The sequence below is a fragment of the Apibacter raozihei genome (assembly GCF_004014855.1).
Taxonomy (GTDB): Bacteria; Bacteroidota; Bacteroidia; order Flavobacteriales; family Weeksellaceae; genus Apibacter; species Apibacter raozihei.
On record NZ_CP034930.1, the window covers coordinates 274,863 to 297,421 of the forward strand.

14 protein-coding genes and 1 pseudogene are annotated in these 22,559 nt (G+C 40.9%); 5 read left to right on the forward strand and 10 right to left on the reverse strand.

Annotated features, from left to right (window positions below):
• Nucleotides 1-51: 51 nt before the first annotated feature.
• On the reverse strand, nt 52-522 hold the full coding sequence (locus EOV51_RS01360) for a hypothetical protein (RefSeq protein WP_128149086.1): 471 nt from the start codon (nt 520-522) through the stop codon (nt 52-54).
• A pseudogene (locus tag EOV51_RS01365) lies at nt 509-1,336 on the reverse strand (hypothetical protein); the annotation flags it as partial. The pseudogene EOV51_RS01365 and the gene EOV51_RS01360, both read right to left, overlap by 14 nt.
• Nucleotides 1,337-1,589: 253 nt before the next feature.
• On the opposite strand from EOV51_RS01365, the gene EOV51_RS01370 reads away from it, so the two are divergent.
• Nucleotides 1,590-1,865, forward strand: a complete 276-nt coding sequence (locus EOV51_RS01370) for a hypothetical protein (protein WP_128149090.1) — start codon at nt 1,590-1,592, stop codon at nt 1,863-1,865.
• Between the two features lie 51 nt (nt 1,866-1,916).
• Here EOV51_RS01370 and EOV51_RS01375 read toward each other — a convergent pair whose 3' ends face one another.
• A complete protein-coding gene (locus EOV51_RS01375) occupies nt 1,917-2,309 on the reverse strand; it encodes a hypothetical protein (RefSeq protein ID WP_128149092.1) in 393 nt (130 codons plus the stop codon).
• A 20-nt stretch (nt 2,310-2,329) separates the two neighbouring features.
• Nucleotides 2,330-3,187, reverse strand: a complete 858-nt coding sequence (locus tag EOV51_RS01380; RefSeq protein ID WP_228427666.1) for an RHS repeat-associated core domain-containing protein — start codon at nt 3,185-3,187, stop codon at nt 2,330-2,332.
• A 236-nt stretch (nt 3,188-3,423) separates the two neighbouring features.
• On the opposite strand from EOV51_RS01380, the gene EOV51_RS01385 reads away from it, so the two are divergent.
• Nucleotides 3,424-3,699, forward strand: a complete 276-nt coding sequence (locus EOV51_RS01385) for a hypothetical protein (protein ID WP_128149096.1) — start codon at nt 3,424-3,426, stop codon at nt 3,697-3,699.
• A gap of 152 nt (nt 3,700-3,851) precedes the next feature.
• Here the strand turns inward: EOV51_RS01385 and EOV51_RS01390 are convergent, their stop codons facing one another.
• Nucleotides 3,852-4,214, reverse strand: coding sequence for a hypothetical protein (locus tag EOV51_RS01390; protein ID WP_128149098.1), 363 nt, complete (start codon nt 4,212-4,214; stop codon nt 3,852-3,854).
• Nucleotides 4,207-5,013: an RHS repeat-associated core domain-containing protein gene (locus EOV51_RS01395; protein WP_128149100.1), complete on the reverse strand. Its 807-nt coding sequence runs from the start codon at nt 5,011-5,013 to the stop codon at nt 4,207-4,209. The genes EOV51_RS01390 and EOV51_RS01395 overlap by 8 nt, the downstream gene beginning before the upstream one ends.
• Nucleotides 5,014-5,219: 206 nt before the next feature.
• On the opposite strand from EOV51_RS01395, the gene EOV51_RS01400 reads away from it, so the two are divergent.
• On the forward strand, nt 5,220-5,495 hold the full coding sequence (locus tag EOV51_RS01400) for a hypothetical protein (protein ID WP_128149102.1): 276 nt from the start codon (nt 5,220-5,222) through the stop codon (nt 5,493-5,495).
• Between the two features lie 54 nt (nt 5,496-5,549).
• Here EOV51_RS01400 and EOV51_RS01405 read toward each other — a convergent pair whose 3' ends face one another.
• The 3 genes from EOV51_RS01405 to EOV51_RS01415 form a co-directional block, all read right to left on the reverse strand.
• Nucleotides 5,550-6,155 carry a hypothetical protein gene (locus EOV51_RS01405; RefSeq protein ID WP_128149104.1) on the reverse strand — a complete coding sequence of 202 codons (606 nt, stop codon included), beginning with the start codon at nt 6,153-6,155 and terminating at the stop codon, nt 5,550-5,552.
• A gap of 3 nt (nt 6,156-6,158) precedes the next feature.
• Nucleotides 6,159-16,016, reverse strand: a complete 9,858-nt coding sequence (locus EOV51_RS01410; protein ID WP_164875221.1) for a SpvB/TcaC N-terminal domain-containing protein — start codon at nt 16,014-16,016, stop codon at nt 6,159-6,161.
• Nucleotides 16,017-16,197: 181 nt separating this feature from the next.
• Nucleotides 16,198-19,275: a T9SS type A sorting domain-containing protein gene (locus EOV51_RS01415; RefSeq protein ID WP_128149108.1), complete on the reverse strand. Its 3,078-nt coding sequence runs from the start codon at nt 19,273-19,275 to the stop codon at nt 16,198-16,200.
• A gap of 382 nt (nt 19,276-19,657) precedes the next feature.
• Here EOV51_RS01415 and EOV51_RS01420 point away from each other — a divergent pair, with 382 nt between their 5' ends.
• Together EOV51_RS01420 and EOV51_RS01425 are read left to right on the forward strand one after the other, a co-directional pair.
• On the forward strand, nt 19,658-20,305 hold the full coding sequence (locus tag EOV51_RS01420) for a DUF4377 domain-containing protein (protein ID WP_128149110.1): 648 nt from the start codon (nt 19,658-19,660) through the stop codon (nt 20,303-20,305).
• 148 nt (nt 20,306-20,453) lie between these two features.
• Nucleotides 20,454-21,605: a DUF1624 domain-containing protein gene (locus EOV51_RS01425; RefSeq protein ID WP_128149112.1), complete on the forward strand. Its 1,152-nt coding sequence runs from the start codon at nt 20,454-20,456 to the stop codon at nt 21,603-21,605.
• A 13-nt stretch (nt 21,606-21,618) separates the two neighbouring features.
• Here EOV51_RS01425 and EOV51_RS01430 read toward each other — a convergent pair whose 3' ends face one another.
• Complete coding sequence (locus tag EOV51_RS01430; RefSeq protein ID WP_128149114.1) at nt 21,619-22,413, reverse strand: patatin-like phospholipase family protein; 795 nt, start codon at nt 22,411-22,413, stop codon at nt 21,619-21,621.
• Nucleotides 22,414-22,559: the final 146 nt, after the last annotated feature.

Sequence of the window (22,559 nt, forward strand, 5' to 3'; positions counted from 1 at the left end):
ATCGGTCGCTTTTTCCTAAAATTATTCCCTATTTATTTTTTCAATAATTAATCATTCTTTTCTAATAAAAAATAATTGTGTTTTTATATACCCAATTATGCTATCATTACGCATATAACTAATTCCTGGGTTTTGTAATACAAAAAAATCTGGTTTTCTTAAGTTTGCTTTTACAAAATACTTACCCTCTAATGTATCCAATACTAAATTAAATGCCATACTGCATTTTTTATCGCTTTCACCTAACTTAACTCCTTTATCTGAAAATACACCTTCTTTAGAAATATGGATATTAATAGCTGTATCTTTCACCATTGTAAAAGTCTTTTCAAACTTTTTATTTATAATAATTTTAGCTAAAACCCAATCACCTAGAAGCATATCGTATTTTTCTGGATTAATTACGCCTGAAATTCGTAGCTGATTTTTTGTTATTTTATCTTCTAGCTTCACATTTTTATCTTCAAAGCATGAAAGAAATATGAAAAAGATTAAAAATAATATTATGTTAGTTTTCTCCATATACATCTTTATCAAATTGTTTAATTGAGTCTATCAGATCATTAATACTAACAGATTTATAAATCTTTTCCACAATTTTAGGGACAGCCGGCCTATAAAGTTTAGCATCTTTTAAATCTGACATTCCTCCTATAGTTCTATTGTATAAAAGAATATCCTTTAGACTTCCATAATAAGCTTTTTCATCTCCTGCAAAATAACTCTCCCACACCAACTTACCTTCTTTTTTAACTGCTTCCATAATATGTCCTCCTCCTTCCCACAAATAAACATCTCCTTCTTTATAATTACTTACTCCTTTCATTTCTCTATATCCTGATGCCTTCAAATATTCACCTATATCTCCTCCTGGTATAAAGTATTGCCCACCAGTTAAAACATAACCAAAACAATTAGTTGAATACTCCATTAAATCTTTATCTATGAATTTACCATTTTGATGCCTAACCGTATAAAGCGCGGGTAATATTGCATTCCTTTTCTTTAAATAAGATACTTCTGCATAAACATAAACATTAAACGTTTCATCATTTCCTATTTGCTCCATCGCTAATTCTCCACCTAGCCAATATTCTCGTTTATTTCCATCTAATAGATTTGATCTGGCCTGTTTACCATTAGGATCTACTAACACAATAGGATTCTGATAACAATACCCATAGGTATTATGGTTAAACGAGTTATAAACTCCACCATTATGCTGACCGTCAATGTAATGCTCGGTTTCAAAGATTGGATTATAACCGCTTAACGGGTCAGTAGATAACCACACAGATTCCCTGGGATTATAGTATCTGGCACCGTAATAGTAAAGACCTGTTTCTTCATGCCCTCCTTACCCTTACATACGAAAGTGTGAATTCCTTTGGTTTCTACTTTTTTCTAAAAAACTCTTACTCCAGTTTGTATAACTAAACAAGGCTATAGTAAACTATTTCAATCAACTCTTTTACCTGCCAAAGATACTATTTTAAGATAAAATTTGAATAAAAGTCCCGAGACTTTTCTACTCTGTAGAATGTGTTTGCAGCGACCTGCCTTTTTATTTAACTTAATCCCTTTTTACCATGACAACACAAAACAAGTCTTCAAAACAAAAACTTAACCTTAAAGACTTCTTAGTTACTTTACAAAAACTCAAATCCATTCCTGACTACGAAAACTTAGGTTTCACCCTCAAATCCCTCTGTAAAATTACACAAACGGCTTTATTAGCGGAAATCTCTTTCCCCAATAACACCGAGCATACTCAATGGGACATTTACAATATCCTTGCCCTCATTCGCTCCCTTATCCCTAAAGATGAACTCGAGTTGTTGGATTTACTCAGTAAAGAGGCTTGAAAACAAAAACCCCGCTCGATGAGCGGGGTTTTTCTTTCAAGAATCTAAGAATTACTTTGCTATTTTTCGATAACAATTTTGATTAGGCAAACTTGCTGATAAGTGACCTACACAAAATTCTAAATTTCCATTGTTTTTATGTAGATTACCACTCCATCCCCCCAAAGTATCCTGTATAACTTCCGGAAATTTAACTAAGTCATAATCAAAGTTCAAAAAAAATGGTCGAAAATTAATTATATCATTTTTATGCTCCCACTTACCTTTCATTTTCAACAACAACTTGCCATTAATATCATAAACTTTTCTACTGTATATACCATCATCTTCAAGTCGAATAGTATCAAAATTATTCTTATAATTAACAGGAACATAAGTACCTTTTAAGTCTTGTTCTTTAATACATGAGAAAAGTACAATAGAGCTTAATATTAAAAATTTCATAATTATTATTTTTCTCATTATTAATAACTTAACAACCATCTATTAAATCCTTGTTGACCTTGCTGCATTTGAACTTTTTGTTGAGGGGTATATTGTAACTGTAAAGTTCCTTTTTGCATTACTTCACTCATACTTTCAGTCCACATATACGTTTGATAAGTATTCCCATTTAAATGGTATACAGATCTTTCCCAACATGGAAGTAGCCTATACGCTAAAGATGTCATTGATTTGGAATCGTTTATCATAAACAACACTTTATCATCACCCAATTTATAATACGAAATATTCGCTCTTCCTAAAAACTGTTCCCACATATCAAAACCTGCAGTCATTGGGTTTACTTCTTCATAATCATAAGAAACTCTTCCTTTATTTAAGCCTTCTGATAAGACTGCTGTTCTTGCTTTTGATGCATAAGTAGAATTTTTCTTATCCATTGATCCAAATATTCCTAAAGTAGAATCTTCAAAATCTGCAATTAAACTCTTGGTAGGACCTACACCTTTATCAAATTCTTTAGACAATGTCCACCAACTTGTACTTTTTTTTCTATGAGTATATCCTTCAATAATAGACTTTCCTCCACTAATAACATTAGATTCACCACTTTCCCTATCAACAACTTTGGTATCACCATTCTTTTGGTGATAAAAGTCTATCTTATCCCCTCCTAGATCACTAATTTTATTCCCTTTATCATCAAATTCATCTGTTCCTTTCATTCCCGTAGGATCGGTATATCTAACTGGATTCTGATAACAATACTGGTAAGGAGTACCTGTTATCTCTGTTAGTGGATCCACAGATAACCAAACAGACTCCCTCGGATTGTAGTATCTGGCACCGTAATAGTAAAGACCTGTTTCCTCATCCAACTCCTTACCGTTACTTACGAAAGTGTGAATTCCTTCGGTTTTTACTTTTTTTTAAAAAACTCTTACTCCTATTTAAATATCTAAACAATACTATAGTAAACTATTTCAATCAACTCTTTTACCTACCAAAGATACTATTTTAAGATAAAATACAAATAAAAGTCCCGAGACTTTTCTACTTCGTAGAATGGGTTGTCAGCGACCTGCCTATTTTTTAACCCTTAATATTTCTTATCATGACAACCCAAAACAAGTCTTCAAACCCAAACTTTAACCCTAAAGATTTCTTAGTTACTTTACAAAAGCTAAAAACCATTCCCGACTACGAGAACTTAGGCTTTACCCTCAAATCCCTCTGTAAAATTTCCCAAACCGCCCTACTGGCGGAAATTTCTTTCCCCAATTACACAGAGCATACTCAATGGGACATTTACAACATCCTTGCTCTCCTACGCTCGCTTATCCCTAAAGATGAGTTAGAGTTGTTGGATTTACTCAATAAAGAAAAGTAAAATAAAAACCCCGCATTAGCGGGGTTTTTATTTTTATATACTTCAATCTAAATTTACTCTTTTTAATCATATATGCATATAATTCTTCTATAGTCAATTCATCTATTATTTCACTTTGTTTTAATTGTTTCCAACATAACCATCCTCAGCATCTAATTCATTTTATACCTCAAAACTAAACTTCCTCCATTGATTTTTGACAATGGCTTATATTTAATCTTTAAATTAGGTTCATACCATTCTGTATTATAAATCTTATCTACACGCCCGTTAAGTTTAATTTTAGTATAGGGGCCTTTACCTCTAACATCATATAACTCCAAAATTGCATCCCCTTGAATTTCACCTATAATTTTAATTTCCAGAAAAATAATATTCCCCTCCTTCTTATAAGATAAGATATCTTCAAAACTCTCATTTAATTCTGAAATAACAAGCTCATCATAATTTTGATTGTGAGAACTACAATTAAATGAAAAAATAAAAAATGAAACTACCAATATAAGCCTACTCATAATCTTTTGTTTTTTGTTGTGGATTTTTTAATATTTCAGTAGCTATTTTATGAGAAACGTCATATTTCCTAATTTCAGATTTAGAGTTTTTTATCCCACTTCCATCAGATTTCCTTATTTTAGTTTGATCTTCATTTAATATTAATAATTCACCCTTTGATATTTTATCTAAAATAATACTTTTCAATTCCTCTGGTGTAGCTTTAGGATTACTCTTTCCTATCTCTATACCAACATCATTATTATGAATATCCATATATAAATCAGTATTAACTTCATGAGGTGGGGTAGAATATTCATGAGCATCAGACCAAGCTCTTGTAAGTTCCTCTCCTACATCTTGGGTGTTTCTAGCTTGCCAAAATGCATGTCTAAAAGCATCACTTTCATCACCCTTTCCCTGTTTATTAAATGTTTCTTCTGTCATTTTAAATGCTTCATTAGCATTTTTTTCAATATAAGTAACCCTATACCATTGAGGATGCCATCTTATTATATTTTTTTCTTTATCATTAAGTTGATTCCACTTATCTGTAATTTTCGTTTGCTTTCCATTCGGATCTACATAAATAACAGGGTTCTGATAACAATAACCATACGTATTGTGATTAAACGAGTTATAAACTCCTCCGTTGTGTTGACCATCGATGTAATGCTCAACTTCCATCACGGGATTGTAACCGCTTAACGGGTCGGTAGATAACCACACGCTCTCCCTAGGATTATAGTATCTGGCACCGTAATAGTAAAGACCTGTTTCCTCATCCAACTCCTTACCGTTAAATAAGTAAGGGAGAATTCTTTCAGTTTTTACTTTTTTCTAAAAAACTCTTTTTACTGTTTGAATATCCAAACAAGGCTTCAGTAAACTATTTCAATCAACTCTTTTACCTGCCAAAGATACTATTTTAAGATAAAATACAAATAAAAGTCCCGAGACTTTTCTACTTCTTAGAATGGGTTGTCAGCGACCTGCCTTTTTATTTAATTTAATCACTTTTTACCATGACAACCCAAAACAAGTCTTCCAATGAAAACTTTAACTCTAAAGATTTCTTAGTTACTTTACAAAAACTAAAATCCATTCCTGACTACGAGAACTTAGGCTTTACCCTCAAATCCCTCTGTAAAATTACCCAAACGGCCCTTTTGGCGGAAATCTCATTTCCCAATTACACCGAACACAACCAATGGGATATTTACAATATCCTGCAACTTATCCGCTCGCTTATCCCCAAAGACGAGTTAGAGTTGTTGGATTTGCTCAATAAAGAACCTTGAAAGAAAAACCCCGCTAATTACTTAGCGGGGGTTTTTATTGTTTATAAATTTATGTTAATTATAGTTAGGGAATCCCGGAATAAGTTTTGATAAATTTTCTTGTCCATCCACCTTTTTTATCTCAAAAAAATCAATATAAGAAATTGATTCCTTACTGACACCTCCATCATCATATACCAAGATTAATGTTTTATCTGCAAATTGAGAAATTAACGTTCTTAAATAAGTATAATATCTATTACAACTCACATAAGCCATAGCTTCAATATTTGTGAAAATTATATCATAATCATTTATCATTTTCAAGATAAACAAACACTTAAATTGATAATAATCTAACTCTTTAATCTTACTCAATTTCGTTACCCCTTCAATTTCAAAACTCAAACTATCCATAAATTCATCTATAAATAATTCCAAACCTATTTCCTTAAAAAAATCAAATAACAGGACATCTTTATATTTATCTCTAAAGTCATATACATCAAAATTCTCTACGTATGTTTTTTTATAAATTTCAACATTCTCATTAGAAATAACATCTACAATACTTACCAAAAACGGTTTCTTAACAAAATAAAAATTCCCCGATTCAAATATATACTTATCTATCAAAAAACCATTACATCTAAACGCTTCTTTAATTTTTATTGTTACCATACTCTAATCTAATTTAACAGAAAAATTATACACTTTACTTTCAGGCTTTTTATTGACTGAGCTTTTTGTATTTAACAATAACTCAACATACTTATTAGAGCCTGTCTCTGTTTGATATAACAGTGCTGCTGCCATATGATGACTCCCTTCGTTAACATACGTCACCCCATTATCTACAAAAGCTCCTAACTTCCCAGTAACATCAATATCTCCTTTAACCATATTATTATATATCTGCTCCACATACTTTTGATTACTTAACCCATCTTGTAAGGACATTATTTTATTTGCTGCTGCTAAATCTTCTACTTTAGATGCATTACGCAGAACTAAAGCACTTTCTGTAGCTTTTAATGTATTAGTTAAAACTTTTCCTCCCTTAGCTGTAGATGTAGCTGCTCCTATTCCTAGATCTGATAAACCAGCTACTAATGCTCCTGCTATTTGGCCTTGAGCCTCTGGATTATTTTTTATCCCTTCCACTATGCTATTTCCTACCTTAGATAGTGAGCCTCCTGGATCATTAGCTATTACTTTAACTCCCTCAACAAATTGCTTCTGAACTTGTTGATTCGTTATTATTTTATAACTCGTTTTTGCTACATGTACAGTCGTTTCTATCTGAGATTTAATTCCTCCTATAGCTGTTCCTGCATCCCATAAGCCTTTGAAAAATCCTTTAGTAAATGAATAACTTGATTTTTCCTGCTTCCCATTCGGATCAATATAAATAACAGGGTTCTGTAAACAATACATATAAGTATTATGGTTAAATGAGCTATAAACTCCTCCATTGTGTTGACCATCAATGTAATGTTCAACTTCCATAATTGGATTGTAACCGCTTAACGGGTCGGTAGATAACCACACGCTTTCCCTAGGATTGTAGTATCTCGCTCCGTAATAGTAAAGACCTGTTTCCTCATCCAACTCCTTACCGTTAAATAAGTAAGGGGTATTCCAACTGTTATTACGTTCTTCCACAAAAACCTCGCCAAAAGGTACATATTCTACGTGTTGTACGATATCACCGTCTAAACTGGTGATATAACTGCTGCTTCCCAAATGGTCGGCATGGTAGTAATACTGCAGCTTTTCGTAGTTCACGGGTTCTGTGCCTGCGGTGGCTTTGCTGCTGCTTTGCTTGCTGGTGCTCTGGTCATCGCTACAGCAGAAGCCTTGTCCGTTCACATAGTCGTCATTGTCTTTCCCGTTATAGGGTACTTCAAAGTGGGCATAGTTGCTGCGGATGTCTTGCAGACTCTGCTGGTACTTGCCTTTCCAGTCTATTTTTATTCCGTCCAGGGTGGCTCCTGCATATTCAATTCTTCTGGGGTCGGCTCCGAAGCTTTCCAGATCGCCGAGCTTACTTACTACCCGCTGACTGCCTATGTAGTAGTGTTTGGTGTATTTGCCTCCGGCGGCTACGACCATATACGGGTTGATGTAGGCACTGAAGCGGTTAGTCTGGGTAACTCCTCCGGCAAAGAGTGAGTTTACATATACCTGCTCGCTCTCGCCACTGGTTTTGATTACTCGCTCGCCGCTGGCATCATACCAGTAGTTACTTACGTATCCGTTGTCATCCAGGGCGCGCAGGCGGTTCTCTTCATCCCACAGAAGCTTGCGCTCATTGGTCTTGTCGCTTTCGCTCTGGTCTTGTTTTTTTAAACGGGTGTTCACGTACACCAGGTTCCCGTTGGCATCGTACTGGTACGCTTTCTTCTGCTCGCGTTTTTCTTCTTCTTGTTTCTCTTCGGTGCGATAGTTCGTGTCGTCCAGCTGCTCTATCTGGTTTTTCTTGCTTTGGTTATAGTTGTACACCAAATCGTATCCGGCGTTCAGCCCGCCCTGGAATGCCAAATTCTGCTGGCTTACGTCCTGGGTTTTGCGGGTGATGTTATGAAGGTTGTCATAGGCCATCGTTAACTGGTAACGGGCCGTTTTCTGGTCGGCTCCGGTATAGGTTCCGCTGGCTCCGGTTAATCGGTACAGCCCGTCGTAGCTGTAACGGTGCTCCATCTGTCCGCCCTGCAGGTTCTTCCCATTGCCGGGTAAGGGGGCCTGGTTGGCTACGCTTAGTACGTTGCTTACGGCATCGTAGGTGTAGCGGTTGTCCATGATCTGGGTTCTTGGAGTGGTACTGTTGCTACGGGACTGCGTCCATACTTGTAGCTGGCTCAGCCTTCTTCTTTGTGGATCGTAGGTGTAACTGGTTTCTGAACCGTTGCAGTATTTTAAATAGTTGCGTTGTTCGAATTGGTCATAGCCTATTTTCTCTACGTAGTTGTAGCTGTAGGCTTTGCTGCCTTTTACTTGTACTAACTGACCGGCTGTGTTGTATTTGTATTCTACTTTTTCTTCATCGGGATAGATGATTTGTTCGATACGGTTCCAACTGTCATATTTGGTCTTGGTTACGTAGGTGGCTATCGCCTGGTTGGGGATAATCACTGTACGGCGTACTTCGGTTACTTCGCCTAAGCGACCGTATTTGAATTCCTGGGCTCCGGTGGCATCTTCTTGTAAGACTACTCGTCCTACCCGGTTTTCTTTGGCATTTTTGCCGCCGTAGTGGTAGGTAACGTTGTTTTCGGGATGCTCGGGATATAGGATCTTCGTTAAACGGGCATACTGGTACTCGTATTTAATCTGTTTCCCGCTGGCGGCTAAGTTCGAGCTTTGGCGGCTGATAACATTCCCCAGGGCATCGTAGCTTAGTTGTGTGGTTCCGGCACTTGGGTGCTGAACCTGGATGCGGCGACCTGCCAGGTCATATTCCGAGCGGGTCTGCTGCCCTTCGGTATCGGTAACGGTGAGCAGCTGGTTAATGGCATCGTAACTGAAGCTTGTGCTGATGGTTCCTGAGGGGCCTGATAATTGCTCGGTTTTCAGGGTAAGTCCTGAGCCGTTGGTATAGGTGCTTTGTTTTCCTCCCAGCGCATCGGTTACGGTGGTAACCAGGGTACGGCTGGAGGTATCGATTCCGTAGTTCATACGGCTCACACTTTCGTCCGGTAGCACGGTTTCCAGGGCTCTGTCCAGAATGTCGTAACGGGTTCGTGTCGGGGTTACGGCATCAAAGCTGCGGTTAAAGGTTAACCGTTGGGATGGGTCTTCGCTGACCGGATAGTAGCTTTCTACTACTCGTCCGTACGGATCGAGCTTGCTTCTGCCGCTTACTATCAGTACTTTTTTATCTTCGGGATGACTGCCCTGGGCATCGGTCTGGGTAAGTACTCCGTCTTTTTTTACTTGCAGGGCGCGTCCTACTCCGTCTACAAAGCTGATGGTTTCTATATCATTGCCTTGGTGCTGCGGATCGTAGTGTTGGGTTATGGCATAGGCCGGACGCTGGATGCTGCCATCCTGGGCGAGTTCGGCATGGGGCTCATATTCAAATTTGATCGTGTACGGTAGTCCCAGCTCCATTTCGTTCGGTCCGGTAATGGTCCGGATTCTTCCCAGGTTGTCCAGGGTCGTGGCCATATAGTAACCGTTGTAGTCTTTGGTGCTTAGTGGTACTCCGTAACGGTAATCGTAATTCTCCAGCTCGCTGGTGTAGCCGTAGGCATCGTCAATGCGCTCCAGGTACATATTGTATTCCCTATCATATCGGTATTTATACCATAAGCGTTCGCCTTTCTGGTTGCCCGGAAGGGTCTTTTGGGTGATGTTTCCGTATTTATCGTAAACGATATCGGTTACGGATTCTTCGCCTTGTTCATTTAATCGCTGGCGCACCTGGGTCAGGTGGTTGGCATATTGGGTATCGTAGCTCGCCTGTACTTCCCGGTAAAGGGTTCCCTGGCTGCCGTATACTTGTACTTGTACGGGTAATCCGTAGATGTTTTTAGACGGGTTGGAGGTATAGCGGATACGGGTTTCGTAGTTATAGCTTCCTTTGCCCTGCTCGCCTAAGCTGCCGCTGTCACTGTACCGGTAACGTACTAATTCGCCGTATTGGTCCTGCGTGTCGTAGGCGTACCAGCTTTCGTTGGCTACCATCCCTTCGTTTTGTCCTTCGTAGACGGTGCTGCGGGTGTATTGTACCGGGGTATATGAAGACTGGGTATCGCCGCATAAATCCGTATTGCTTAGGGTATAGTTGTTTTTCCCTGACTGACGTACTTCGTACTGGTAGTAACGGGTGATGCTTTCGCTATAGAGTTTCCCCTGGGCATCTTCTACGCTGCTGCGCAAACTGTTCCCGGCACGGTAGTAGTTGCTCACGTCGTATTCCTGAACGTGCTTGCGATACACCTGATTATTATTCTCGGTATCGATGCTCAGGCTTTCTACTTTGCCAAAGCCTAAAAACTCCCGCTCGTGGCGGTCATGTTTTCCTTTGCTATAACGGTATTCCATTCGGGTGTTACTTCCGTCATCATGGATTCCGTCATTGATTTCTACGCTTGATAGTACCCATTTTCCTCCCGGGTGATCATAGGTGGCTTCGGAACGTGTATAGTCCACACTGAAACTGCCTCCTAGGGTGTTTGTTACGGTTTTTAGCTTGTTGCTCTTTCCGATTAACGAACGTTGTACTTGTAACTGGTTCTCTTTGTCGGAACTTACGATATCTAAATAACCATCGCCATCTACGTCTTTTAAGTCTGACAAAATGCGATTCATACTTCGCCCTGTATTAACGGAAGGATTCAAAACCATTTTTGTAGCTCCAAATAAAGTAAAACCATACGTAAATGCTCCATTCTGAGACTCACTTACGGAAGTTGAACGATTAGGTCTGCTTAAACCGTTCCATTCTATTTCCGGAGCAAAGGAATTTCCTTTGTTTAAAGAGACATAAACGGTAGATCCGGATACTCTGACCTTATCCGTTAATCCATCACCATTGATATCTATCAACATAAATTCCGGTTTTATCTTAGAGGCTGCCAATCCAATTCCTACAGACCAGCTGGATTTGCCAATATCATAACCTAATCCCAAAGTCACATCCTGACTACTTCCTTCTTGTATTTTATCTAACTCCCAATCTATCGGTTCCGAAAAACTGTATCCTAAGTTAATCCGTACCTGTTTGTTTCTTAGAATTTTATCCGGTAACCCATCCCCATTCACATCTGTAAAACTATCGTAGGTTTCATCTTCTGCTTTATTTATGGAAGCATTAACACTAAAAGAGAGTGAAGCCGATTTAGAATTGCTATTGGAATTGGATGAACTCTCCGATTTTTCTTTTTCTGAGCCTTTATTTTTTGTTGCTAAGCTTTTTATTGCTGTTGATATAAATGAATACGCATGCACAGGACTTCCTCCTATACCTAAAGATATCCTGCGGGAAGCGGTATTTTGAAAGCCTGCATAGCCTCTGTCTTTAGTTACAATTTCTCCATCAAATCCTCCCCGGGTATTGGTTAGCTGTACCTGACCTTTAGATACTATATCCGGATAACCATCCCCATTCATATCCATAAATGCTAATAGAGACTGTCCTCTACCCTCTGCTTTGCTTCGGGTAAGTACACCTTCACTCATTAATAGTGAAGTGCTTTCATTTTTAGATTCCTGGCGTACTCCGATGGCTGTTCCGCCGTTGATGCATAATGAATCCGTACTATCTGATTTTCCTAAACCGGTCAATGGGTTTTCTAAAATCACATCTTTGATTCCCAAGCGGGAAGAACTCATCACGGCTTTGTTTATATACACCTGAGAATCATTTCCCTGCCAGAAACTCCGGGTCTGGATATCCGTATGCAACGGTATAAATACCATTTTTCTCGGATCAGCCTCTGCTTCGGTTTCCGGAAGTTGTAACAGGGATTCTTCGATAGGTTTTTGAGATCTCTTATTCATCGCGTTGTAGGAAAAATGTCCCCACTGGCGATGCAACGGACCGTAACCCTGTAGTTCCCAATTGCGGTAAACCCCTGCTGTGGATTGTGTCTGAACATGTAAACTATCGGTAATGCTTGCCTGAACGGATTTCAAATGGTCTAATCCTTTGCGGCTGACATTGGTACTGTATAGTTCTACCCATACCTTACCTTGGGGTAAGTCTATTTCCTGCGTAGCACCTTCGGTGATTTGTCCGTTTTCTACTTTCAGACTACCGCTATGGAAGGTCCCTGAGACATCTTTGACTTTTACTTCAAAATCCCCTTTAATTGCGGTTAACTGTTCCGCGGTTAGCGAAGGTTTCTGCTGCAAGGAAAGAACCAGCGTTCCTTTTCCGGAATGGGTGATAGTTTGCGGACTTTCCGGGCTTACTGCCACCTGGTAAGTAGTGGCAATCCGTACGCCCGCGGGCTGGCTTTGTTCTATTTGCTGGCTTACGCCTTCGGAAACATCTACCTTCTGCTGGTAATGAACCACCGGTTTCCACTCTACTGTTTCCCAGGCTATATACGTCGGAGAGTCCATGATAAATTGTAACTGCTCTGCCTGTTGGCTATTGGCAACCGGAATTTCCAGTTCTCCGTCGTACTCTTCTTCAGCAGCAAACTCCCGTCGATAAACTTCTTCGGAGTCTCCAAGCAGTATTTTAAGGGTTACCTTATCGGAGGTTACCGGTTTGGTAAAGGATCCTTTTACTGTATAAGATGCCACCTGCGGAAGCATTACGACTCCACTTTGATAAGCTAAGGTTTCCTTTCCTGCCTCATAGGTAAGCGTATATCCATTGGGATCTTCCTGAGCGGTTACGTCCGTATAGGTAATCTGAGGACTCCAGTCCACCTGATCGAAGTTTCCGTTAGAGGCTCTGTCTGTACCTGATTGTACCCGAAAGTAAATTTTCTCTCCGGCTTGTACAGCAAAGGAAGCTACGGCCATATTTTTAAGGCTGTAGTCTGTAGACCCTATTACTATCGATTTTAGTTCGGTTCCTGTATGCTGAACTGCCAGACGTACGCCATCAGCCTTAGCCAGAACTTCTTTGTCTACTTCTCCTTCGGGAGCTAGTAAACGGGCATTTCCGCTGATTTTGACCATTCCTGAATAAGGAGCTACCCATACGCGGACTACATCCTGTAAGGGATTATTGGCGATCATTTCTTCCTTTTCCTCTTCGCTTACCGCTGTATCGCTATCATCTATCTTACCGCCCCCCATAATCGGACTCGGGGTATCTGTACTGCTGCTGGTAAAGGTAGGTATCAAATTGCCTTGTTCATCCTTATGTATATGGTTAAATAAGACCTTGTTCCCTACAACCAAATCTAATAAACCGTCGCCGTTCACATCTGCAAAATAACGACTTACTTTGGTAGTGGAAATTTCTTTATCCATTCCTGTTATGGTAACTAAATTCACTGCTCCTACAAGTGCACTAGCTCCAAAAGAAGTTGTATTGGTATACGAGCTTGAAAACTGGTCGATTCCCTGGATTTTGATCTTCTCTCCAAAGCTGCCGTCTCTTTTTCCGGGACGATAATATAATCCGGTATTTTTCTTTATAATTTTATCAGGTATTCCGTCCCCGTTAATATCCACCAAGGTTGAAAGCCCTTTATTTTCTGAGTAAGAATACCCAAAACTTGCTCCACCTGAATTAACTTTAGATGTTATATTTCCACCCCAACCAACTCCTACATAGATGGAACCTCCCTGACTAATGCTTTTAGAACCTCCCAGGGCGGTAGCTTTGTCTGTAAAATCTCCGGTCTGTTGGGAACGGGAAACAGCATTGACAAAATCCGCCGAAATACCATCGTCGTAGGTATTCCAGGTTTCGGGTTCTCCGTACAGGGCTCCTTTTTCTTTTACCGGGTCATGGTAGGTAAGGGTATTGCTGGTAAATTCTTTTCCCTGGTCGTCTTTGTGGGTAATTTTTTGTAGTAAATCACTGTAAAAGGCTCCGGGGGTATAAGTAAAGCTGTACTCACGAAGCTTCTGGCCTTCAAAGTATATCTCTACCTGGGTAAGCAGCTGATTTTGTGAGGTCAGGTATCCGTAACGAGCACTGCTGGTTTGCTTTTGTTTGGTCTGGTCTCTCTGGAATTTTACTACCGTATGGGCCGAACTTCCTTTGTTCCCCGCACGTACTTCTTTCAGGTAAACGGCCTGGGAGGTAAGTCCTCCGCGTACGGCTTCTGAGACCGGTTCGTAGTGGTATTCAATCCAGTCGCCATGGAGTTCTTCTACTCGCGAGAGCTTCCATTCGGAGATCACCTCGCGGCTTTGTCCTGAAACATCGGTAAAGCGTCCTTTGACTACTCCCTGATTGCCTCCATAGGTGTATTTTGTCCCTTTTCTATCGGTTACTTCCCAGGTATAATTGCCCGGATGGCTTCCTTTTCGCTGTATGGTGGCAAAGCTGCCTTCTTTTCGCGGATAAAAATAACGGTCGGCTTCCCGGGCAATCTTATTACCCCGGTGGGCTAAAGAGGGCTTGCCATCTGCTCCGCGGGTAACCAGCTGGCTTCCGTCCATCAGGTAGGTCTCGGTTTCCTGATCGTTGTGGTACCGCGGAACGCCCCAACGGGTCTCTACGGAGATGCCGGGTACTTGCAAATCCCAGCCTTCGCCTAACCAGCCGGAACCTCCGTCACTATTGTACTGGATTCCTAAGGAGGGACTCATCCCGTTTCGGGCTGGGGGCATTTCAAAGCTGTACCCGGTGGAGGCTGTTCCCCGGTTGTTGGACTGGGGGGCGCTTACCTGGTTAACTTTTGATTGGGGGTCGGCTACTTTGATATCGCTCAGGGTCGTAGGGGTAAAGCCACTGGTCTCCGGGGATTCCGGCGCCTGGATGACTCCGTTGATCATATCGGTAAAGTGAGTGGTGCGGGATATGATCACCTGATTTTTGGTATCTACGCTGTCTCTTTCTAAGGCCACCCAATGTTTGGTCTGAAGGTCAAAGTAATAGGTGCGGATGTCTTGTTCGGTATAGCCGCTGGGAAGCTTGCTGCGATCGTAGGCGAGTTTGACTACGGCTCCCGGGCGGAAGTGTTCTCCGTGGGGTAAAAATCGATACCCCCGGCTTTGGGAGGTCACATTGTGCAAGCCCATGTCTAAGGCCGGTAAGTCTACGGATCGTAAATTCTGTACCGTGATTTTTTTATCGTTTACTAACTGACTGCCGGGGACTTCTAATTGAACTCCCTGAAAGTTCAGTTGGTTGGCTGCCTGTTTTTTGCTGAAATCGAAGGTTTTTCGTACTAGTTTTTCTTCTGTTGAAAAACGGTAGCGGGCACTCCCGGAAAGAATCCGGGGGACTTGTGCGTAGGTCTGCCCCTGGCTCTGTAACTCTACCTGGGATACGGCTCCGTTTAATACGGCTTCGAATTCGCCCTGGTACACCGGGCTCGACAGGCCGTTGAGCTGAACCTCTCCTTCGCGCTGATCGGCAAAATATCCGCGTACGTAGGTATTCCCATCCTGATAACTTACGGATTCCCATTGCAGTGGGGAACTACTGGCAGGTACCGTGGATACTTCTATCTGAAGATTTTTTATTTTATACCCGTAGGTCGCGCCCTGGGGTACGGTGAAATAAATACGGTTTTCTCCGGCGTTCAGCCAGTTGGAAGCTATTTCTTCGCGCTGGTGACTCCAGCCGTTATGGAGACTCACCAGATAGCCCCCGCGGGACGCGCGGTCGTTGATACTGCGGGTAACGCCGCTTTTATCGCTTACTCCGTACAGGTCATAGCTCAGGTAAACCTGCTGACCGGCTTCGGGCTGACGATCCAGGTGGATGCTGAATACGTTATCCTGGGGGTTATCGAAACTTCTTTGGTTGTACAGACCTATTTCTCCTTCGGTTAAATCCGAGGAATAATGAAGGGTCGTGCTTACTGCTGGGATTGCTCCTGCTAAGACCGAAGGGGTCTGTAAGCGGGGGATACTTGGGAGGCTGGCTCCCGGGATTCCCGGGGTCAACAACCCCGAGGATTCTGCCCGGGGGGTGATCCGCCCGGATAGGTTTGCTTTGCTTGTCGTCCTGCCGGCCAGATAGGGGGTAAAGCTTTGTACCACCATCAGCCAGAGCAGAAAATAAGATATGCATCGAGCTTGTTTAGAGCTTAATTTCATCATTATATGTATTTTTTTCTATGTGTTAGTCTTAATTTATGAGTATCTTTTTGCTTAATTCGCCTTCGTTGCTGAATACTTTGCTGATGTAAACGCCTTTGCGTAAGCCGCTCAAATCTACGGTATGTTCTTTGACGCTCTCGCTGATGTATTTGCTGTACACCTGGTTGCCGGCATAGTCATATAAAGCTATCTGAATCGGGGACGGGCTATTGAGTTTTACCCGGGCCGTGATTTGTGATTTATCGGAATAGTCTTTATAGTAGAACAGTAGGTTCTCATCTCTGATCTGGGCATAGGGCCCTATCAGAGCATTCTTGTGGCAGTCGGATTCCAGTACTACAGGGTGCTCTACACTGGTAAAGGACAGGTTGCTGCTTTTCGGCTCGCTCTGGGCTCCCTGGTAATTCCAGTTCAACGGACTGCTCCAGCTACTGCCATTGCTGTTCTTTACGTGATAGACCCCGCTGTTGCCTGCGCTTTGTTTTATCATAAAGAATTTAAAGGAACGAAGGTTGCTCTGGGTGTAGACGGTACTGCCATTGATGCGGTAGTATACATTATACGGCGCCTGGCGCTCGTTGTAATCTTTGTAAATCTGAAGCTTGTCGCCGGGTTTTACGTACACTCCGGCTAAGGGAGTGGTGCTTTTCTGGCGGTTGGTGATAATATAGAGGCGTCCCTGGCGGATTTCAAATCCGTTTTCGATGTAGATATTGGAAACACTCCCGCCTTCGGGATACGGGGTTAAGCCCATCTGGTACTGCTGCTCGGTAGATTTAAGGGTCGTCTCAAAAAAACCGCCGCGATTCCAGTCTATGCTCTGGTGGCTGTTGGACTGGGAGTCTGACTGATTCTCTGTGGGCAGGATATGAAACCCTCCGAGTTCCTGAAGCTTCAGCTTGTAATTGCCTGCTGCCAGACTGTCCAATTGAAGGTTTGTACCGAAAAATACTCCGCTTTTTACGACTTCGCTCGTCTGCTCGTCTACCAGCTGGTATTCGAATCCGGCATCGCCCTGACGGATTTCTACCTGAAGGCTACCGTTGGATAGGGGTTCTCCTGTTCCATCGCAACCCGGGTTTTGTTTCTCCAGGTTCGCCACTATATTGCTCTGGCGGTAACCAAAGGTGAATACATCGCTCCCATTGGTATCGGTATCGAAAAAGACGTGGTTAAATACAATCTTTTTTCTGTAGGGATCGTATTCGTCTGAGGGATAGATATCGGTGTGTTCTTTTTTGAATTCGCCGCTGCCTGAACGGTCGATGAGAATATACGACTGAGTATTGGTCGCATAATCGGAAAATGCATCGGCCTGACCGGGCATATAGGAGAGTTCTATGCGGTGGCCGGATTCTACGATACCGCCTACCCGCACGTCTTTCATCCAGACATCGCGGTTGCTCTTATGCATCAACAAGGCTGCATAAAAGGGCTTGTCCCGGTCTTCTGCTGCCAAAAATATCTGGGGAAGACTCTGACCGGATTGTGGGGTTGAATTGCCATTGGTGCTGATTATAATGCTATTCTCGGTCTTGCTGATGCGTACACGGTCGCCTGCTTTTAAGGTCAGACTCCAGGGACGGTTATATTGTACCTGGCTTTGGATCACCGGATACACCCGACCGGATTCGTCTATGAAAATGCCGTAATCGTACCCGCTGCTTATATCGGCGGTATTTCCTCCGAATTTGATGTGACTGTAGCCGGGTAGGCTGCCCAGGGTGAAGGAGATCTGGCCCTGAGTCCCTTGTAAGGGCTCCTGGGTAACGGCTTCTCCGAGGGTATTGCTCCCTGCGGCTTTATAAAACGTGGTCTTAAAGCCTTCGCTCTGAACTTCTATTTCTTTGCTGTTCCATCTCACATAGTCTTTTTGAGGGGAGGTGAAGCCTGTATTGGTCTTTATTTTCCAGTGGCGGGGCATCAGCTTCATCCCCAGGTAATCTTCCCGGGTTTCTACTGTTTTGCCCTGGGCATTGTCTCCCCATAGTACATAGTCCTGATCGTGCATGGATTCTCCTGGGAATTTTTCAATAACCAGCAGCCGGTTACGGTTCGACAGGTTATAGTTATTGGCCAGATCGTAGGAATCTCCTGCCGACTGGTAACTGAAGTAAGGGGTTTCTTCATAGGAGGTGCTCCCCTGCTTTTGGTTCAAACTGCTGGCATCGTCACGGTAAAGGCCCGTAACCCGGTGGTCGTAGGTTTTATTCTGTTCTTTGTCCCAGAGTAACTGGTTGTTACTGCCCAGCAGGGAACGCTCCAGCATAAATCCGTATTTTAAGGCCAGGTAGCTCTCGGCCTTGATCCTTTCTACGGGGGTCAGAATCCGCTCATATACTAACAGCTCCGGTATATAGGCCTCGAACTGATTCCCGTCGGTTCCGGATATGCTAAAGCCGGAACGATTATTTACATTGCGGGAGTCGAAAAAGGACCCTAGTGATAGTACGGAGTGACGGGGTTCCCCCCATATGCTGTGGTTGGGCTGGTTCGTACGGAAATACACAAACGAACGAAGTGTTCTTTCCTGGTATTTTTCCAGGGTTGGCTCCGGACTCTGACCTGCGTGGTACATCAGATCATAGCCTTCCTGGGAACCGTAATCTAATACGCCCCGGGAACTTTCGGTACTGTTGATGATTTTATCGGTGCCCAGCAATACGCCTTTTCCGGGTAAGCTGTTAAGCCCTAGCAAGTAGGCGGATCGGGTGTGTTTGTCTTTGGGCTCCCCGCGGGAGGCTATCGCGCCGATGATAGTCGCCGTGGTTAGGGGGCTGTTTTTTATCCAGATTTCTTTGCTGATATTAGTCCCGTTATTTAAACTAAGTCCCGGGTTAAAGTTGTAGTTACGTAAAAAGGTTCGGGCATCTACGAGGTATTCTGTCCCGAAACGGCCGCCTCGGGCATCGTAGTACCGTACGATGAGTGAATCTCCGGAGTAATCCTGCCACCGGTAGGTACCGTATAAATTGGCTGTGGCCGGCTCGGTCTTCATCCATAATACCGCCCCGGGTACGCCGCCGGGACTGCTCCCGGATAGTACCTGCTGCGATTGTAGCAGACTACTGAGGGTAAGGCTGAATAATAAGTAAAATTTTTTCATATAGTTAATAAATATTAATTTTTTAAGCCGACGAAGTTAAAAAAATTATCCTTATTTTCACCCTGTTTTATATCCTTATTATATATTTTATACCCTATTTTACTGCTTTTCAGGATATTTATCACTGAAAAATATTGCGTTTTTTTCTTTTACACTCCCCCTTATGATCTTTTTGATATAAAAAATAATACGGGATAAGGATTTTACCTGGATTTATCTGTTATCTCTGGATCCCCCCCCTTCCAACCCCCTACTTCAACTCTCTCTTTCTGAAATCCTTCTTCTTTTAAATTAATCCAAAAAAAAGGAATGAATTTTTACTACTTTTTTGAAAAGGCATAGCTTTTGAACAACATAAAAAGATTACAAACTTTAATTTCACATGAAAAAAACACTTTTTTTCCCATCCATGCTACTGGCCATACTAATTATTGTCGTATCATGTACAACTAACCGTTCGGTAACTTATACCGTGGCTTCCGAAGCTATTGATTGCGTTGGAGTAGCACCTCAAAAATGTTTACTAGTAAAAAAAGGTAACACACCTAATTGGGAATATATGTATAGCTCTATTGAAGGCTTCGATTATGTTCCTGGCTATGAATACGTCTTGAAGGTTAATGAAATTCCTGTAGAAAACACACCTGCCGATGCATCATCTATTAGATATGTCCTGATAAAAGAGGTTTCTAAAACACAAAAAAATTCTGAAAATTTACCTCTTTCAGTAGTTAATTCTAAAAAAGAAGCTTATCAATGGATAGGAAGGGTTGTTGATATAGAAAATATATCTACCGGCAGAGGGGCTGCTGCAGGAAAATTCCCTGCTGTACTGGTAAAAATTATGGTAACCAGTTCTTCCTCAGTTGAGCTTAAAGAAGGTTCTATTATATACGCAGAAATATTGAAAAACCCGAAGGTATATCCGGTTATTGGAAGAGAATATGTATTTAAGGCTCAATATATACATCCTGCACATGCAAAAGGAATTTACTTACTGGAAACACAGGTTCAGGATTTGGTCCATTAGTAAATCCATAATTTACTCTATTCTTACATTCTTTTACGTATCGAGATCAATCTTTATGATAAAGCTATAAAGTCAACAGGTTATACGTTTAAAATTTTATTCCATTTTTCTTGGAATTGATAAAAGGATTTTATTACTTTGACTTGATATGGAAAAAGTAATTCTCAGAAAAAGGATAACTTCTATAGACATGCTTAGAGGTTTGGTTATGTTGTTTATGCTGTTGGATCATGTTAGAGAAACGTTTTTTTTGCATCTACAGATGGGTGACCCTGTAGATGTTCAAACGGTAAGTTTCCCTTTGTTTTTCAACCGTATGCTTGCCCATATCTGTGCTCCTGTTTTTATATTACTTACCGGACTTTCTGCTTTTTTATACGGTCAGGCTAGGGGTGGCTCACGAAAAGAAATTTCTTTATTTCTCTTTAAAAGAGGTGTTTTTCTCATTTTATTAGAGCTTATAGTAATCAATTTTGGCTGGACCGGTGAATTTCCTCCACATAAAATATATTTACAGGTAATCTGGGCTATAGGCTTTAGTATGATTTCTTTATCCCTTTTGCTTTGGCTTCCGGAAAAGTTGTTACTTATACTGGCTTTGATTCTAATTTTTGGACATAATACCTTAGATTCGTTGCACTTTGACAAATCTTCTCCCTGGTATACGCCCTGGGCCATTCTACATGATCGCAGCTGGCTAAACTGGGGATGGATTAACATACGAACTTCCTATCCTATCCTTCCGTGGATCGGGGTTATAAGTCTGGGATACTGCCTAGGCCCTTTATTTAAGAAAACGACAAAACCCGTATTCAGACAACGTTTTTTACTAATTTCAGGATTTATTTCCCTATCCTTATTTTTAATATTAAGATATATAAACGTCTACGGTGATAAGCCCTGGATGAATTTTGATTCTTCGTGGTTGACATTTATGAGCTTTTTTAATATTACCAAATATCCTCCATCTTTATTGTTTCTGTTATTTACTCTATCTATTGCTTTTTTTCTACTATTCGGATTTGAAAAACTAAGTTCTAAGCTGGAATTTAAACCTCTACTGGTTTTGGGTAGCGTTCCTATGTTTTTTTATATTGTACATCTGTATTTTCTCAAACTTTTATATCTCCTTTGCGTTGCTGTATGGGGTAAAAATAAGGGTGATTTTTTTGGTTTTACTCATGTATGGCAACTATGGACCACAACTATAGTTATTGCATTTATTTTATATCCTTTCGTTAAGTGGTTTTCCAAATACAAATCTGAACATAAAAATATTGAATGGCTAAAATATCTATAATTAAAATCTACACTTAAATAAAATCGGGAAAATCATTTTTAAGTTTTATTTCGTGTTTTCCCATAAACTGATGGGTAATTTTATACCCCATTTCAAAAATTTCTTCCACATGCTTTAAATCAAAGAGACTATATTTGGACAACACGTCAGATTCAATTAAATAATCACACATTTTCCTATCCTGCATCATATTTGCATTGGACATATAATGAAAAGACTGTTCTGCAATGTATGTTAATGAATTTTTAAATGGGTTTTTTATAAAGGGGCTCACATTTATCCCTATTATTTTATCACATTTTTCTCTGAGGACCGATACGGGAAATTTTTTTAACAAACCTCCATCTACATAATATTTATTATTAATTTCCACCGGGGTAAATACAACAGGCACAGAACAAGAAGCAATAACCGCAGGAATGATGGGCCCGGTATTAAAAAATTCTACCCGCCCTTCTTCAATATTGGTGGCAGCTACATATATGGGAGTTTTTAATTCTTCGAAGTTTTGAACCTTTAAATTATTTTTTAAAAAGGATTGAAAGGGTGTATTTTTAAAAATCCCTCCTTTAGGCATAGAAAACTTAGCAAACTTATTAAAAGTACTTTTTTTAAAAAAAGAAATAATATCCTCAGGTTGATGACCGTCTGCATATAAGGTTCCTGCAAAAGCTCCAGCGCTGGTACCGGAAATCACATCCGGATAAAGACCTCTTTCGTTAAGCGCCTGCAAGGCTCCTAAATGAGCAAATCCTTTTGCTCCCCCACCCCCTAAACTAATTCCTAATTTATATTTATTTATTTCCATTTTTTATCTTTGATTACATTTTCTTCATATTTAGAATCAGCATCTGTCAAAATTTTATTGTTGATGTAATATTTTCGAATAAAATTACACATATTATTCATTCGTTTAAAAATTTTCTTTATGTAGATTAACAAATATTCTCATTC

Coding starts and splice junctions, on each gene's coding strand:
- EOV51_RS01360 (WP_128149086.1), bottom strand. CDS start 522: ATGGAGAAAACTAACATAATATTATTTTTAATCTTTTTCATATTTCTT.
- EOV51_RS01370 (WP_128149090.1), top strand. CDS start 1,590: ATGACAACACAAAACAAGTCTTCAAAACAAAAACTTAACCTTAAAGAC.
- EOV51_RS01375 (WP_128149092.1), bottom strand. CDS start 2,309: ATGAAATTTTTAATATTAAGCTCTATTGTACTTTTCTCATGTATTAAA.
- EOV51_RS01385 (WP_128149096.1), top strand. CDS start 3,424: ATGACAACCCAAAACAAGTCTTCAAACCCAAACTTTAACCCTAAAGAT.
- EOV51_RS01390 (WP_128149098.1), bottom strand. CDS start 4,214: ATGAGTAGGCTTATATTGGTAGTTTCATTTTTTATTTTTTCATTTAAT.
- EOV51_RS01400 (WP_128149102.1), top strand. CDS start 5,220: ATGACAACCCAAAACAAGTCTTCCAATGAAAACTTTAACTCTAAAGAT.
- EOV51_RS01405 (WP_128149104.1), bottom strand. CDS start 6,155: ATGGTAACAATAAAAATTAAAGAAGCGTTTAGATGTAATGGTTTTTTG.
- EOV51_RS01415 (WP_128149108.1), bottom strand. CDS start 19,275: ATGAAAAAATTTTACTTATTATTCAGCCTTACCCTCAGTAGTCTGCTA.
- EOV51_RS01420 (WP_128149110.1), top strand. CDS start 19,658: ATGAAAAAAACACTTTTTTTCCCATCCATGCTACTGGCCATACTAATT.
- EOV51_RS01425 (WP_128149112.1), top strand. CDS start 20,454: ATGGAAAAAGTAATTCTCAGAAAAAGGATAACTTCTATAGACATGCTT.
- EOV51_RS01430 (WP_128149114.1), bottom strand. CDS start 22,413: ATGGAAATAAATAAATATAAATTAGGAATTAGTTTAGGGGGTGGGGGA.